This window comes from Gemmatimonadota bacterium (assembly GCA_040388625.1).
Taxonomy (GTDB): Bacteria; Gemmatimonadota; Gemmatimonadetes; order Gemmatimonadales; family Gemmatimonadaceae; genus Fen-1247.
Genome location: JAZKBK010000003.1, coordinates 432,929 through 448,432 on the forward strand (window position 1 = coordinate 432,929; position 15,504 = coordinate 448,432).

General features: G+C 62.4%; 13 protein-coding genes. 3 read left to right on the forward strand and 10 right to left on the reverse strand.

Going from position 1 to position 15,504, the window contains the following annotated elements; translation table 11 throughout:
• Positions 1 to 67 precede the first annotated feature (67 nt).
• Positions 68 to 1,099 carry an alpha/beta hydrolase gene (locus V4529_07635; protein ID MES2358203.1) on the reverse strand — a complete coding sequence of 344 codons (1,032 nt, stop codon included), beginning with the start codon at positions 1,097 to 1,099 and terminating at the stop codon, positions 68 to 70.
• A 203-nt stretch (positions 1,100 to 1,302) separates the two neighbouring features.
• Between V4529_07635 and V4529_07640 the strand changes: the two genes are divergently transcribed.
• The gene (locus V4529_07640) at positions 1,303 to 3,006 is read left to right on the forward strand and encodes a hypothetical protein (protein MES2358204.1); all 1,704 of its coding nucleotides are present in this window, start codon (positions 1,303 to 1,305) and stop codon (positions 3,004 to 3,006) included.
• Positions 3,007 to 3,046: 40 nt separating this feature from the next.
• On the opposite strand, the gene V4529_07645 is transcribed toward V4529_07640, so the two are convergent.
• Positions 3,047 to 4,141 carry a sodium:proton exchanger gene (locus V4529_07645; GenBank protein MES2358205.1) on the reverse strand — a complete coding sequence of 365 codons (1,095 nt, stop codon included), beginning with the start codon at positions 4,139 to 4,141 and terminating at the stop codon, positions 3,047 to 3,049.
• 249 nt (positions 4,142 to 4,390) lie between these two features.
• Here V4529_07645 and V4529_07650 point away from each other — a divergent pair, with 249 nt between their 5' ends.
• Complete coding sequence (locus tag V4529_07650) at positions 4,391 to 5,029, forward strand: DUF305 domain-containing protein (GenBank protein MES2358206.1); 639 nt, start codon at positions 4,391 to 4,393, stop codon at positions 5,027 to 5,029.
• Positions 5,026 to 6,984: a hypothetical protein gene (locus tag V4529_07655; protein MES2358207.1), complete on the forward strand. Its 1,959-nt coding sequence runs from the start codon at positions 5,026 to 5,028 to the stop codon at positions 6,982 to 6,984. The genes V4529_07650 and V4529_07655 overlap by 4 nt, the downstream gene beginning before the upstream one ends.
• A 142-nt stretch (positions 6,985 to 7,126) precedes the next feature.
• On the opposite strand, the gene V4529_07660 is transcribed toward V4529_07655, so the two are convergent.
• The 8 genes from V4529_07660 to V4529_07695 form a co-directional block, all read right to left on the reverse strand.
• Positions 7,127 to 7,606 (reverse strand): DinB family protein, encoded by a 480-nt coding sequence (locus tag V4529_07660; protein ID MES2358208.1) that lies wholly within the window; start codon positions 7,604 to 7,606, stop codon positions 7,127 to 7,129.
• Positions 7,607 to 7,683: 77 nt separating this feature from the next.
• Positions 7,684 to 8,562 carry a DMT family transporter gene (locus tag V4529_07665; GenBank protein MES2358209.1) on the reverse strand — a complete coding sequence of 293 codons (879 nt, stop codon included), beginning with the start codon at positions 8,560 to 8,562 and terminating at the stop codon, positions 7,684 to 7,686.
• Between the two features lie 23 nt (positions 8,563 to 8,585).
• Positions 8,586 to 9,776, reverse strand: a complete 1,191-nt coding sequence (locus V4529_07670) for a hypothetical protein (GenBank protein ID MES2358210.1) — start codon at positions 9,774 to 9,776, stop codon at positions 8,586 to 8,588.
• Positions 9,760 to 10,371: a DUF4159 domain-containing protein gene (locus V4529_07675; protein MES2358211.1), complete on the reverse strand. Its 612-nt coding sequence runs from the start codon at positions 10,369 to 10,371 to the stop codon at positions 9,760 to 9,762. Before V4529_07675 ends, V4529_07670 begins: the two co-directional genes overlap by 17 nt.
• Positions 10,368 to 12,341 (reverse strand): hypothetical protein, encoded by a 1,974-nt coding sequence (locus V4529_07680; protein MES2358212.1) that lies wholly within the window; start codon positions 12,339 to 12,341, stop codon positions 10,368 to 10,370. The genes V4529_07675 and V4529_07680 overlap by 4 nt, the downstream gene beginning before the upstream one ends.
• Positions 12,338 to 13,489 carry a BatA domain-containing protein gene (locus V4529_07685; protein MES2358213.1) on the reverse strand — a complete coding sequence of 384 codons (1,152 nt, stop codon included), beginning with the start codon at positions 13,487 to 13,489 and terminating at the stop codon, positions 12,338 to 12,340. The genes V4529_07680 and V4529_07685 overlap by 4 nt, the downstream gene beginning before the upstream one ends.
• 18 nt (positions 13,490 to 13,507) lie before the next feature.
• Complete coding sequence (locus V4529_07690) at positions 13,508 to 14,419, reverse strand: DUF58 domain-containing protein (GenBank protein ID MES2358214.1); 912 nt, start codon at positions 14,417 to 14,419, stop codon at positions 13,508 to 13,510.
• Positions 14,419 to 15,453, reverse strand: a complete 1,035-nt coding sequence (locus V4529_07695; GenBank protein ID MES2358215.1) for a MoxR family ATPase — start codon at positions 15,451 to 15,453, stop codon at positions 14,419 to 14,421. The genes V4529_07690 and V4529_07695 overlap by 1 nt, the downstream gene beginning before the upstream one ends.
• Between the last annotated feature and the right edge of the window lie 51 nt (positions 15,454 to 15,504).

Consider the following 15,504-nt stretch of genomic DNA (forward strand, 5'->3'; position numbering starts at 1 on the left):
CGCACGTGGATGGCCGCGAGCCGCTGGCTTCATCTGATGGAATGAAGCCAGCGGCACGAAGGGGGCGTTACTTCGGAAAGATCACCGGGAACACTTCGTCCGTCGTGAAGATGCAGCGATCGTTGTGACCGCACTCCGGAACGATGATCGCGTGGTGCTTGGCGCCGAGTGTCTCGTTGACATACTTGAAGAACGCTTCGCCGCGTGCGCGTCGCGTCGGGCCCTGCGCCATCGCGGACGGAGATGAATCGAATCCGCCGAGCGGCAGTACGTCCACCTGGCCCAGCAGGTATGTCGTCGGACGCTCGACCAGCTGCTTCTTCAATTGCTCGTCCGACATCTTTGCAGTGTAGGAGTTGCGATTCTCGAGACCGGACGGCCACTGATTGTACGTTGCAACCTTGGTCGAGTCGAACGGACCGTAGGTGAAATCCGCGTTCACCTTCTCTCCATTCGGACCCAGCGCTTCCTTGTATGCATCGACTGGATCTGCGTTGCCCGTGGGCAGCGGCCGCACGGCAGCCGGCCATGCGTAGCTCGACGGATTGGCTACGGCGTAACTCATCGTCACACCCTTGAGCGTTCCGTCGACCTTGTTCGCCATCTCGTAGCGCGTCGCGAACTGTCCGCCCGCTGAATGTCCTGTGACGACGATGTGCTTGAGGTTCGGGAAATTCTTTTTGTTTGCGAGCTTGCGTACGATCTCGTCGACGAAGTCGAATGCGGAAAGGTCCGGATTGGTCGGCGACATGCCGCCCGATCGCCAGCTGTCACGTCGCTCGGGCCAGATCACCTCGTTCGCCGCCGGCTTGTCGGTGCCAGCGGTGAAGTGTGGCGCGATGATGACCGTGTTGTTGAGCGCGTTAGCGAGAAATCCCGCTGACGTTGCTGTCTCGAAGTAGTGATCCGCATTGCGATTCGCACCGTGGACCATGATGAGCGCGCGTGTCATAGCCGCGTTCGGCTTGTCCAGGGAGTATGTCGAATACACCATCGACCGCGCGGGTCCACTGCCAAAGACTATCCATTGCTCGCAAGCCGTAGTCGCGTGCGTGCAGGGAGCGCCGGTTTGCGCCTGGCTCGCTGCCGGAATTAACATGAGAGCAGCGGCAGAAACAAAGAGGGAGGATTTTCGCATGAGAAACGGTTTCGAGGAAAAAGATGATCGCGAGGAGATCATCTCGGGGGCCATCCTGGTGCGCAGAAGAATACGCCCCGATGTCGCGACTCGTTGAGTCTCTCCGCGCAACGCATTACCGCGCGGCCTTCCCCACGCGCATCAGTCGGACGCATATTCGACGCATGACCTCACGGCGTGAATTTGTGGAGCAGGCGACCCTGTCTGCGCTCGGCCTGATGATGCCGATCCCTGATGTGTCGAGCACGACGCGGAAGTTATCCGTGCCGCAATCGCGCAATGGCTTCCTTGACCTGCTTCGCATGCCGGATCGCGTGATTGTCCAGACGACCACAGGCAATCAATCGCTTGATCACCACTCAGGCGAGAGCTGGACGGGCGACGCCGGCGTGGTCGTCACGACATCGATACGGACCGGGGCGCTTCACGTAGCGCTTTCTGCGCCGTCGATCGCGATAAGACGATTGTATCTCCGCTGGCGCGGCGACATGGCCGGCACGCGTCTCATCATGGGTGACGCTTGGGAGCGCGCGTACGGCGATCTCGAGTGGCGTACGTGGATCCCCGATCGCGTCATGCCATGGTATTTCGCTACGCACGATGGCACACACACGAATACATATGGAGTTCGTACTGGCGCCAATGCATTCTGCTTCTGGCAGATCGACAGACATGGCATCAGCCTTTGCGCGGACGTGAGGAGCGGCGCTCTGGGCGTGCAGCTCGGTGAGCGCACTCTCGATGTCTGTGACATCGTCTGTCGCGCTGGTCGCGAGGGCGAGTCCGCGTTCGCGGCCGTGCATTCGTTCTGTCGCCAGATGTGTCCCGACCCGCGGCTCCCGTCGCAACCGGTTTATGGAAGCAACGACTGGTACTGGGCGTACGGAAAGAACAGCGCCGATTCGGTGCGCGTCGATGCTAGGCACATCGTAGAGCTTTCACCCGCAGGGAAGAACCGGCCATTCGTCGTGATCGACGACGGATGGCAGCCAGGACGCGGAAAGGATGAGACCGGCGCCGGGACATGGGATCGTGGCAACGAAAAATTCCCGCACATGCCAGGCCTCACCGCCGACATCCGAAACATCGGCGCACGTGCCGGCGTGTGGATTCGTCCGCTGCAGCCGACGGCGGACACTCCGGACAGCTGGCGCCTGGCGCGTACACGCACCGTGCTCGATCCAACTGTGCCAGAAGTCCGCCAGAAGATCACCGACGACATCGCACGGTTACGCGGATGGGGCTTCGAGCTGATCAAGCACGACTACACGACCTTCGACATCTTCGGTCGCTGGGGCTTCCAGATGGACACCGATCTCACGCGCGGCGAATGGAAATTCGCGTCCGGCACAGGCAGGACGACGGCGGAAGTGATAAATGATCTCTACGGAACCATCCGTGCAGCTGCCGGCGAGAGCCTCGTCATCGGATGCAACACGGTGAGCCACCTGTCGGCCGGACACTTCGAGCTGTGCAGGATCGGCGACGATACCAGTGGCACCGACTGGGCACGCACGCGGAAGATGGGCGTGAACTCGCTCGCCTTCCGCGGTGCTCAACATGACGCGTTCTACGCTGCCGACGCGGATTGCGTGGGCGTGACTAACGACATTCCGTGGACGTTCAATCGGCAGTGGCTCGACCTGCTTGCCCGGAGCGGCACGACGCTCTTCGTGTCGCTCGCGCCGGACGCACTCGGTGCCCAGCAGCGCGCGGATCTCCGCAATGCACTCGCACTCGCCGCAACACGCCAGCCGCGAGGCGAGCCGCTCGATTGGCAGCGTACCGTCTATCCCGAACAGTGGAGACTGGGGAACGAAGAACGCAGTTTCGACTGGGTGAGCGCCGACGGCATCGGGCTGCCGTGATCGGCGGCTCGGCACCGCCAACGTTTCTCCAGCGAACGATCTAACCCGCGATCGGCGGCCCGAACCACACGCTCGCGGCAATTATGAGATACAACCCGATCAACGCTGCGCCTTCGACGTAGTTCGACTCGCCGTCGAAGATGATCATCGCACCCAGAATCGCGGCCAGACCGAGCGCGGCGATGAGGAGCGTCGGGGCGACGAGCGTGAGAACGGGCCCGCCAAATACCATGCTGATGAGCACCAACACGGGGATGAGAAGCAGCGCAACCTGAAGGCTGCTGTTCAGGATCAGGCTCACCGCGAGGTCGGCCTCATTGCGCGCCGCCGCCGTTATGCCAACGACGTTCTCCACCGCATTGCCTGCTATCGCGACGATAACCAAACCAACGAACTCCTGCGAAAGGCCGAGGCTCGCCATGGCAGGTCTCAGGGCAGCGACGAACCAGTCGGAAACGAGAGCGGCGCCGACACCCGCTACTCCAAGTAGTACGATAGAAGCACTCAGTGGCCAACCATGCTCGTTGGCGCTATGATGCTTGCGTGATGGCCCGATACTGCCTCGAATTGCCATCGGGATACTGCAGATAAAGACGATAAGCAGCACAACCGCCACGACAGTGCTGAGGTTGTCAGCGTGGCCAAAATCGGGAGCGCCTGGCTCGGTCGCCAACGTCGGTATGGCCAGCGAAGCGACCGAAAGCACCAGTAGCATCGCAGTCAGGCGAGTCGTGCCGGCGCTGAAATGCTGTGGTCCGTGACGGACGCCGCCAACCACGAACGCCAACCCAAGAACGAGCAAGCTGTTGGCGAGAATGGAGCCGATCAGGGCCGTCTGCACCACCACCACGAGTCCTGCCCTGAGCGCGAAAATGCTGATGAACAGCTCCGGCAGATTCCCGAGCGCTGACTGGACCACTCCGGTCGCTCCCGGTCCGAGCCGCGTTCCAAGCTGCTCCGTCGCCACGCTCACCACCGACGCCAGGCTTGCGAGCGCGATGGCCGTCATGATGAAAATGGCTATCTGATTGATGCCGGCGAGCCTGAGGAGCGCGCTGCCAACGGTCGCCACTATCGCAACCGACCCGATAATGAATGCCTTGCGGCCCGCGGTGGCGATGATCTGTGCAAGCATGAGTTGGAGGAGTCTGCCTTCTGTTCGCCACGATGTCAAAGAAAAGCGTGTCGGTACGCGAACGCACGAGAGCTCGTAGAGGGAGCGTGCCGGAGTCGCAACGCCTTCCAAGTGGCTGGCGTACATTTGTATGGATGGCCATACTTCTGAACGGGCCACCCCTCTTCGTCACACGCTCAGGTTCCAGATTCCGTGATGTTCATACCACGATGTAAGCACGCTGCAGCGTCAGTTACTGCCATGGCTCTGGTGGCAGTTTCCATTGGCGCTTCCGTGCAATTGCCTGCGCAAGGCGCGCAGAACGCTTCCTCGCACAACGCAGCAGCACCCCACGATTACGTCCAGGCCGACGTCGACTTCGTGCAGGGCATGATCATCCATCATGCACAGGCCGTCGTGATGTCCGACTGGGCGGCCACGCACGGCGCACGGCCCAATCTGCAGATCCTCTGCAAGCGCATCGCTCTCTCGCAGCGCGACGAGATCACGATGATGCAGAGCTGGCTGGAGCAGCGCCATCTCGCGACGCCGGACCCGCTCGACATGCTGCATCCAACGCACGGCCCGATCCACGATCGGAGCGGAATGAACATGCCGGGCATGGACATGGGTGACCACATGATGATGATGGCCGGAATGCTCACACCCGCGGAGATGCGGCAGCTCGATTCCGCTCGCGGTCCGACATTCGATCATCTGTATCTCACCGGAATGATCAAGCATCACCAAGGCGCTCTCGACATGGTCGCCAAACTCTTCGCCACTCCAGGCGCGGGGCAACAGCCGGAGCTCTTCAGCTTCGCAACCGATGTCGATGCGGGCCAGCGCGCCGAGATGGCGCGAATGCAGGCCATGTTGAACACGCTCACCCCGAGTCAAACCAGATGACACAGAAGCAGGAATCGTTTCGTACCCGCGCCACGCTGCGGACGCTGTTCTGCGCCGCCGCGTCGCTCGCGCTGGCCATGCCGGCGCACGCCCAATCCAACACCAACGACCCACGCGTCGGCCTCAAGCCAGGGCTGTACGACGCAGGTGTAGCCTCGAAGGGTCTGACTCTCGTGGCGCACCGCAACAAACCGGAAGTATTCAAGCCCAACGCGCCGGGCGGCCTGACCTACGCGAACTCCGACATGGCGTTCGGCGGCCACTATCTGTACCAGGGAAATTTCAGCGGCTTCCAGATCTGGGACATCGCCAACCCCCTCCAGCCCAAGATCACCGAGGCGTACGCGTGCTTCACCGAGCAGGGTGACGTTTCCATCTACGGCCACCTTCTCTTCGTCTCTGCAGAGAATACGGGGAATCGGCTCGACTGCGGCAGTCAGGGAATCAAGGACAGCGTGAGCAAGGAGCGGATGCTCGGCATTCGCATCTTCGACATCGCCGACCCGATGCATCCCAAGCAGGTTGCCGACGTTCAGACATGCCGCGGCTCGCATACGCACACGCTCGTACCGGATCCGATCGACAAGTCGGTCGTCTACGTGTACGTGTCCGGACTCGCGCGCGTGCGATCCAAAAGTGAGATGGCAAGCTGCGAGAATGGCGGCATCGACGATCCGAACAGCGCTCAGTTCCGACTCGAAGTGATTCGAGTTCCGCTCGCGCATCCGGAGCAGTCCAAGATCGTCAGCACTGCCCGCATCTTCAACGACCTCACGGCTCCTCCGACGCACGGTGTTGCAATCGCCGACACAGCCAACGGCGCCGCGGTGAAGGCGGCACGTGGCTTCCTCGGACGGCTCGGGCTTCCGGCGACGGCGACCGCTGCCGATTCGGATCACGCCGCGCAACTGCTGGTGGAGATACAGGAGCATCGCGACGACACTGCGCGCACTCGCGGCGCAATCGACTCGCTCGAGAAGCTGGGTGTACACGTCCGTGGAATGATGGGAGGTGGTCAGGCACGCGGTGGTCCGTCACAGTGCCATGACATCACGGTGTATCCGAGTGCAGGGCTCGCTGCTGGCGCGTGCTCGGGATACGGACTCCTGCTCGACATCAAGGATCCGACCCACCCTGTCCGCATACAGGCAGTGGCAGATTCCAACTTCTCGTTCTGGCACTCGGCGACCTTCAACAACGACGCCACGAGCCTGCTTTACACCGACGAGTGGGGCGGTGGCACGCAGCCCAAGTGCCGCGCAACCGATCCGATCGACTGGGGTGCGGACGCGATCTTCACACTTCGCAACCGGAAGCTCAATCACGTCGGCTACTTCAAGATGCCAGCCGCACAGACCTCTACCGAGAACTGTGTTGCACACAACGGCGGACTGATCCCCGTACCGGGCCGCGACATCATGGTGCAGGGATGGTATCAGGGTGGTGTGTCGGTGTTCGACTTCACCAATCCTGCGCACCCCAAGGAGATTGCGTACTTCGATCGCGGCCCGATCGACGCATCCAAGCTGGTGATCGGCGGATACTGGGCTGGTTACTACTACAACGGATACATCTACGGCTCGGAGATCGCACGCGGACTCGACGTGTTCAAGTTGACGCCGACCGCCGACCTCACGCAGAACGAGATCGATGCCGCGAATCTCGTGCGGTTCGACCGCCTGAACCCACAGAGTCAGCCCAGGCTGGTGTGGCCTGCTGCATTCCCGGTCGCCCGCGCATACGTCGATCAGCTCGTGCGTGACAACGGACTACCCGCAGCGCGCACGACGGCAATCATGACGGCGCTCAAGAGCGCTGAGCGGATGAGCGGTGCGAAGCGCGCTGCTGCACTGATGACGCTCGCTGGAGAGCTCGATCACGACGCATCTGGCGCGAGCGATGCAACTCGCGTTCATGCACTCGCGGCAGTGGTCAAGCAACTGGAAGCCAAGTAGCTCCACACCCGGCCCAAGTTGGCCGATCCTGATGTGAAAACGGGCGCGCCGAAAGGCGCGCCCGTTTTGCATTTGTACATTCCACGCCGTGCAGTGACTCACGGCAGTCCTCACAACGACTGTCCCTCGCCGCGATCGCCCGTTAGCGCTCGTAGAACGGCGGTGGCTCTATCCCGAGTGAGCGAAGATAGACGTAGCCCTGACCACGATGATGAATCTCATTGTCGATAGCGTACAGAAACATCGCGTAGCCTGCCATCTTCCATTGACCGAAGGCTGTATCGACCTCCTGAAAACGATGTGGCGGAATATCGGGCCACAGGCGATCGATGTCCGCCGTCGCGCTATCCCAGAGACTCAACAGCTCCGCCTTTGTAGTAGGATTCGGCGGATCGTACGATGTCCATTCGCCCGTGATCTCCCCGCGGAGAATGGGCACAGCCATCTTGATCACCTCCATTGCGAGCGACGAGAACGGTCGCATCCCGCCAATGGAGTACGTAAACAGCGACTCATCAGGAAACGCCTCGATCATGCGGCGTGTAAGTCTGCGATGCCCCTGCCAGTCTTCCAGGAGTTGTTCCGGAGTAATCACGATACTGGTGCTGGACGATGATGCCATGGTAGCCTCGTGCTGAGGGAAAGTGACGATCCAATAAGTTAGACGCGCAGATTCCATCGCGCCACGACTGATCCCGCTCACACCGCGACTACGCGACGCCTGTTGACGACGTAGATGCCCGCAAGCACCAGCACTCCGCCAATTATCTGACTCGCGCTCAGTGGCTCGCCAAGCAATGGGATTGCGAGCAGCGCTGTCAACGGAGCCTGGCCAAGCAACCCGACAGATGTAACAGTAGCAGGCAGATGACCCAGGGCATAAGTGATGGCGAGATATCCACCAACCTGCGACACGACCCCGAGGCCGATCAGCGACAACCACGCATGGGTCGAATATCCCGACAACGGCACGCGTAACAACAGACAGAGAATGAGTAACACGGCGCTACTTGCCGCAACGGCAAGCGTGGTGAGCGTCAATGTATCGATCTCGGATCGAACTCTGCCGATCGTGAGCAGGTACGCAGCGAAGAATACCGAGGCCGTGATGGCCATGACATCACCCGAGCCGAACGCTGCCGGCGTCAACGCATCACTCCCGATTATGCACGCGCTTCCAACCAGTGCGAGCGCCAATCCGATCCAGAAAATAGCCGCTGGCCGCTTGCGGAAGACCACCCAGCTTCCGAGTCCAACCAGGATCGGCGCGTTGTTGCCAAGCAGCGTGGCGTTCGCGGCCGATGTATTCATCACAGCCGAATTGAATAGCGCGAGATCTATGGCGAAGAACACGCCCGCAAGTACACCCAGCACCGCAGGACGAGCTGCCAGTGACCTGCGCCGTCCACGCCACAACCAGGCCGGCACGAGCACGATGGTAGCGACAAGTGCGCGGTAGAATGCGGATGCGGGGCCAGACACCCCTGCCCACCTGACGAACAGAGCAGACCACGCGATGCAGACGACGCCGATGCCGAGTGCGAGATACGCTGCCCAACCGCGCCTCGGCACAGTCATACCGTGAGCCGTTGAGACTGTCGTTACTTCGCTCCGCGCAGCCTGCGTGAGGCCAACTCCAGCAACAGCGAGATGAGCAGGATTCCGAACAACACGCTCGATGGCACCTCGCTCTGCATCGGCGACGCTGCATCCGGCGACCCTGAGCGCGCGCCCAGCCGGTCCACCATGTCTGCGAGCGGTGCCGGATCACTGGCCGAGTCCGCGGCAACGGCGACGCGTGGTGCATATGCAACCGTCGCGACAGCCCGCGCGAGCCACGCACGGTGCGCTGCAACCGGATCCGATACGGAATCATCGCCGGACATACGTTGGCGCCACAGGTCCTTGTATCCTACGCGGATCACTCGTCCCGCACCAACGCGAGAGGCGCGGACGTCACCGTCTGGTCTGTGCTCCAGTACAACGGACGTCGCACCAGTTGGGCCAACCGTACTCGCATCATGCAATGTGATGAGTCCTCCACCACTTCGCACGAACGCGCTCGCACCTCGCGATACGAGCGCGGCAGTGCTGTCCACGGCAATGATCGCTGCATAGCGCGACGTATCGGGAGCCACCGGCCCGCCCTCACGCACATCCACACCAGGTGCGACGTGAGTCACGGCATCGATCTTCCATCCACGCTCAGCCAGCGCGGCGATGGTGAATTTGGTCTCCCAGCTGGCTGCACCTTCGACGAGCAACCGCTTGAGAACAGCCGTGTCGGGAGCGCTGGCCCATGCATGCGCGCCGCTGACCGAGACTCCCGCACGATTGGTGGTGCCGGGTATCTCCACCCTGATGCCGTCGCCGCCTGCCTTCGCACTATCCAGCACGCCCACCGCATCTCTCACCACCACCATGCTGTCCCGCGGTGCCGACGCGGATAACTCGTACACACCCGATGGGTCGGCCATCTGGGAGAGTGTGAGCGCGAGCGGAGTTATGCGTGCCGAATTCCATGTGACCTTGGTGCCAGCACGCTCGATGGCCGCGAGCCAGTCGCGCTGGTCACGTGGAAGTACTGAATCGAGCGCCAGATGCAGCTGTGCGGGGGCGGCAAGGCTCCATCTCGGCAACGATGCTGCAATATTTCCCTGCCCCGCATTCTCGATGTGTCGAGAGCGTGATGATGGTCCCCAAGCGCGCATGAGAATCACGACCAGCAATGCAAGACTGATCACGCGAAGCGCCCACTCCCCTACGCGGCGCGCGCTAACGGGTGAGGGCATACACGATGATGTTGACGCCGAACCTGGTATTGTCGACAGCGTTGAAACGCTTGCTCTCAGGATGGTAGTTCCATTCGGAGCTATAATCCTTGCTGCTGTAAAGAAGCGCGATCTGACCGTCGCGCATCACACCCTGGAGATTCTTGTGCACGAGGTTGTCGCCCCAGCCATTCAGCTCCTGGCTCGTAGTGGGCGGCCCGTCGGCGAACTTGAAGAAGGAGTGGTACAGCTCGTGATCGTTGGGAATGTCGACCGGCTTTGAAAGCGCAATCGTTATCTCTTCCATCGCGGTTTTGTGAAACACTCCGTCGATATCGTGGTTATGGTCATCCACGAAGATCATACCGCCGCGATCTGTCAACTTTCTGATATTGCGGCGCTCGGCTGCCGAGAATCGCACCGGTAGATGACCGGTGATGTAAACGAGCGGATAATCCAGGATCGCATCCGATGCGAGCGCGACATTCACGCCGCTCGGTGCAACCGCAATGCTCGTGTACTGCGCGACCGAGTCGATGAGATTGGCCGGAACGAGTGGCGCCGAGTCCCAATCGCCGGAGTCGTACTGACCAGTGCAGAAGACGAATCTGGTCATGGCTTCCCGCTCCACGAGCCGCTCCACGGTACGGCCGCATTCCCAGCGCGCGGCGCACCGAGCAGTGCACGTCGCGCGCGCACGAGTGCCGGCGTCATGTCCTTGCCGGCACGGAACGCATCGACGGCATCGCCGAGCGCTGCAGCAAAGACGGAATTGACCGATGCGGCGCCTGCACGAAGGCGGACGAGCGCATCGACAAAGTGATTCGGATCGGTGGTCGCGATTCCCAGCGCCGCGTCGAGCGTGCGATCCAGCCGTACCAACGCCGTATCCGCACGCCCACGTTGACCCGCGACGGCATTGGCTGCGCCCTTGTCCTTTCCGGTGAGCCGGACCTTCTCGACGTTGACGACTATGCGCGGAGTGCGGCCGCGGAGATACAGACGATTCGCCAGGCGCGCGCGATCGAGTGCGTGTAGCGCGCGCGTCATGAACGGAAGCGCCGCGTCGATCTCCCCCACGTTGAGAGACCGTTCGGCATCCCACATTGCGTCGTATGCCTGCTTGAGATCGCGATTCAGCACGAGCTGCGGGTCGAGCTCTTCATCGTCGCCTTCGACTCCCAGATCGCCGCCCGCTTCGTCCTGCTCGTACAGAATGTTGTAAACCTTCTTGCGCAAGTCGGCCTGATCGAGACCGATCCGGCCGGACGACGTGACGAACCCCTTGCTGTCGAGTGACGCGCGCTTCTTGAGCAAGGACTCCGCCGACACGATGAGCATCCGCTCGGTGAGCAGCGACCGCTCGACCGGCGGGGGCGGCGCTGCATCCACTGCGAGAGAGTCGTATTCGTCGGCCCGTGCAACCCGGAACGTACGCGTGTCGGATGTGGCATTGCCCGGTCCAGTGAGCGTGTTGTTGTCGGATACGACAGCTCTGACCGAGAGAATCGCGCCTTCGGTAAGTCCAAGCTGCGGCAACGCCAGAGTTCCGCGCAGGTCGCCCGCCCTTGCGCCTCCGAGCCGCGACGCTCCAAATGCGCCCGTCCGCGACTTGAACACCTCACCCGAGCCGGTTGTCACCGTGTATTCAAGGTGGCCATCTGACAGCCCGATGTCGTCCGTAGCATGTGCGACAAAGGCAATCGCGCCGGTCGGCACATGCCTCCACACCGTATCGCGACTGGGCTGAGTCATTGTTACAACGGGCGCCTGGTCGGCGATGGGTATGATCGCAATTACGCGATCGTAGCTCCGATCGGTGAGCGAAATCGTGGTCGCTGACGCTGGCACGGTGAAACTGACCTGCCAGTTTTGTCGGCCGGAAATGTGAATGTCGCGATCGGCCAGCTTAGCATCGATTCCATCCGGCTTTCCGGTGCCTCGCACCGTTACGCTGCTTCCGACCAGCGCGGTCACACCGGACGGATCCTTGATCGTCTGCACCGTTGCGCCTGCATAAGCCGGCGCCGTTACCCGAACGGAGAGATCGAGAAGCCGGTTCGCTGTCGGGGTATTCACACCGGCATGCGCGACGCCGTCGGGAGCGACAGTGTTCGCGCGACTGGATGCCAGCGTCAGCGCCGCCGCGAACGCACCGGCCATCACCGATAATGCGACGCCCGAATAGATCACCGGCGTGAGCACCGCCGGACGAACGAACGTGTCGATGTTGGATCGCTCGATCTGTGCCTCGAGCAGACTCTTGTCGACCGTCACCTGCGGATCGCTCGCAGTGATCAATGCGTACTGCAACGACGGAGCACGCTCCTCCATCCAGAGAGCGACCCGCCGCGCGGAGAGGACGAAGCGAGCGCGCCACAACACAATGAGCGCGGCTATCACCGCGATTCCGAGAGCGACGTTCCAGTCCCAGCCACGTGAAATGCGCCCGGGTGTCCAGTTGCCGATGACGAGCTCCACGGCGAGCATGGCGCACAGGGTCGCTGCTCCCCACAGAAATGCAGATATGACCGCGACGACGCGCAGTTGCGACTGCACGCGTGCGACGCGTCGAGCCGCTGTCACTTGCCGCTCTCCTCAATTCGGGAGCGACGCAGGATCATGTCGACAATGGCCAACGCGATTGCAAGCGCAGCAAGCCAGCGAGCGAGCGGTGAATCCACATCCATGGAGGGAGGGAACTGCGCGGCGGACGCGAGATTTCCGGTTGCCGCCAGCATCGTGGCCGCTTCCGGATCCGGTGCAGATGCCACTTGAAGACATGGCCGCGCCAGCGCCGCGCGAAAGCCGGCGAAGCTGGGGCGCAAGAGCATGTCCCCGGTGCTATCGACCGGCACCGCAATGGAGCGCATACACGTGGATGCGCTATCCCACTCGATCGCAGCTGGATCGCCGTCGACCCATCTGGCAATGACACGCGAGTGCGCCAGAGAGTCGGAGACAAATCGCCAGCGCCGCTCGAATGGCGCGATGACGACGTGCCCGTCCGCGACGACCGCACCGACAGTGTCGATGCGATTCCGCCGTACCGCGAGCCGCGGCCGCGATGCCGACAGAAAGCTTACCTGCGTTGTCGCTGTAACACGACTGCCAGTCGCTGGTGCCGCCGACACTCTGACCAGCCGCCCGCGGCCCGGCCACTGCGCGCGGATTGCCGCGGTCGCACGATCGCGCTCGGCCAGTGTCGCAGGCGACACCACTAGCAGCTCCACCGAGTCCGCGCCTTCACGTACACGAGAGCCGGCACGTAACGCCCCGATGAGTCCGGCAGACAGCGATCCATTGCTCGCGACGCCTGCACGTGCGCGGACCGAGTCCGGTGTTTCAACTGGCCACGTTGCCGTATCGAACAACACAACCGCGTCGCCCGGCCTGAATAGCGCGCGTACGCTGTCGCGAGTCTCGGCCACATTCTCCACCGAGCCCGATACATCCGCAGCGATGACGCGTACTACCTGCTCGCGCTCGGGCGGGAAGATCGGTCGAGCCAGTGCGGCTCCGGCGAGAAGTATGATGAGAACACGTACCGCAAGCAGCAGCAGGTCCGAGAAGTGCACCGATCTCGCACGCGCTGTGACCGGAACGTCCGGGACGAAACGCGCGGTCGGAAATGAAACCGCGCGCGGCCGCCGCGTGACGATGAAATGCAGCGCGACTACACCCAGCGCAGCGCCTGCGGCTGCGATCAGAAAGCCCGGAGCCAGAAAGCTCACTGTGCTGTCGCCAATCCGTTATCCAGCCCGCGATGCTGCCGGCTCGTCGCGCACCACGCGCCGCACGGAATGGCTCACAGGCTCCTTCCCGACGACGATCGTGCGATAGGCCGCGCCACTCGCGAGCCAGCGCGTCGCCGTCGCCTCTCTCCACTCCGCGTACGAGCGCAGGTATTCGTCACGCACCGAGTCCGCCATGTAGCGACGCAGGTCGCTGCTCTCGGGATCGGTAACCAACGATACGGCCCGAGGAGGATCGAGCTCTTCAGCGGCGATGATATGCAGCGCATGCACGTCGCGCCCGGCAGCGATCAGCTCGCGCGCAACTCTCGACACGTCATCGAGATCACCCAGGAAATCACTCACGATCGCTATTCTCGACGCAGATCGCGTGGCTGCTGTGAGCGCACCAGCCAGCGGACTGCTTCCAGTGGCCGGCGTGTCTGCCACCTTCTGAATCACTTCAGCAACGATGCCGCGCCGCGTTCGCGGTGGAATCGTCGCGCGCGGATTGCCCGCAATCATGAGTCCGACCGGATCGCCACCCGAGTGCGCGACAGATGCGAGCGCGACAGCCAGCTGCTGCGCGAGAGACCACTTGGAGCCAGGGCCCTCCGGAAACGCCATGGACGCGCTCGCATCCAACACGAGACAGGTCGGCGTCACCGCCCGTTCCTCCGAGATCCGTACGTGCGCACGATCGCTCCGCGCGAATAACTTCCAGTCGATGCGTCGGAGATCGTCGCCCTGCCGGTATGCGCGGTATTCCGTGAATTCGGCAGACGTTCCGCGCACGCGCGAAGGATGAATACCAGGAACCGCTATGCGCGACACGCGGCGCGCACGCCATCTCAATCCGCGTACCGCGTCGAGAAGCGCACCGTACATCAACCTGTCCCGGCCCTCATCGTGCGGCGCGCGCCGCATCATCACACTCTGATATCGCTCTTCGGCATCGGCACATGCGCGAGCAGCTCATCCACTATCCGTTCTGCCGAGAGCCCTTCTGCCTCGGCGGCGAAGTTGAGCAGAACGCGATGACGAAGCACGGGATGAGCCACACGCTTTATGTCCGACGGCATGACGGCATTACGGCCCGCGAGCAGTGCATGCGCCTTCGCACCGAGGACAAGTGCCTGCCCCGCGCGCGGACCGGCGCCCCAGCGCACGAACTGCTTGACTGTGGGCATTGCGTTGCTCTCATCCGGGCGGGTCGCACGGACGAGCCGCGCAGCGTATTGCAGAACGACGTCTGCAACGGGCACGTCGCGCACCATGCGCTGCAGCGCAATCGTCTGCGTTGCGTCGATCACCGCATCGAGTGGCGCGTATTCGCGGCCCGTTGTATTGCGCAGAATCGCGACCTCGGCGTCCTCGTCAGGATACGATACGCGGATGTCGAACAGAAAACGATCCAGCTGCGCTTCGGGAAGCGGGTACGTCCCTTCCTGCTCGATCGGATTCTGTGTGGCAAGCACGAAGAAGGGAGCCGGCAGCGGCATCGTCTCACCCGCGACCGTGACGCTGTGCTCCTGCATTGCCTCCAGTAGCGCAGCCTGCGTGCGCGGTGGCGCGCGATTGATCTCGTCCGCGAGCACGATGTTCGCGAAGATCGGTCCCTGCACGAAACGGAAGAGGCGCGAATGCGATGTTGCATCCTCCTCCATCACCTCGGTCCCGGTGATGTCCGACGGCACGAGATCAGGTGTGAACTGAATCCGGCGAAATCCCAGCCGCATCGCCTCGGATACCGACCTGATCATCAGCGTCTTCGCGAGGCCAGGCACGCCCACCAGCAGAGCGTGGCCGCCAGCGAGCAACGCCATGAGAATCTCGTCCAGCACTTTTTCCTGACCGACGATTCGTCCGGCAACTTCAGCGCGCAGACGCGCGGCGACCTCTAGCAGCTCGGCGCGTTCATGCGGAATTACCGGCCCGCGCGCCGCAATCGTTGGTGCAGTCATTGAGTTCAATACGATGGGATTCGACTGGTCGTTGAGCGGATCGAGCATTCA

Bases quoted from the DNA above. Each gene is read 5' to 3' on its own strand.
- V4529_07655 (MES2358207.1), top strand. From the start codon at position 5,026: ATGACACAGAAGCAGGAATCGTTTCGTACCCGCGCCACGCTGCGGACG.
- V4529_07665 (MES2358209.1), bottom strand. From the start codon at position 8,562: ATGACTGTGCCGAGGCGCGGTTGGGCAGCGTATCTCGCACTCGGCATC.
- V4529_07675 (MES2358211.1), bottom strand. From the start codon at position 10,371: ATGACCAGATTCGTCTTCTGCACTGGTCAGTACGACTCCGGCGATTGG.
- V4529_07645 (MES2358205.1), bottom strand. From the start codon at position 4,141: ATGCTTGCACAGATCATCGCCACCGCGGGCCGCAAGGCATTCATTATC.
- V4529_07635 (MES2358203.1), bottom strand. From the start codon at position 1,099: ATGTTAATTCCGGCAGCGAGCCAGGCGCAAACCGGCGCTCCCTGCACG.
- V4529_07690 (MES2358214.1), bottom strand. From the start codon at position 14,419: ATGATGCGGCGCGCGCCGCACGATGAGGGCCGGGACAGGTTGATGTAC.
- V4529_07695 (MES2358215.1), bottom strand. From the start codon at position 15,453: ATGACTGCACCAACGATTGCGGCGCGCGGGCCGGTAATTCCGCATGAA.
- V4529_07660 (MES2358208.1), bottom strand. From the start codon at position 7,606: ATGGCATCATCGTCCAGCACCAGTATCGTGATTACTCCGGAACAACTC.
- V4529_07670 (MES2358210.1), bottom strand. From the start codon at position 9,776: ATGCCCTCACCCGTTAGCGCGCGCCGCGTAGGGGAGTGGGCGCTTCGC.
- V4529_07640 (MES2358204.1), top strand. From the start codon at position 1,303: ATGACCTCACGGCGTGAATTTGTGGAGCAGGCGACCCTGTCTGCGCTC.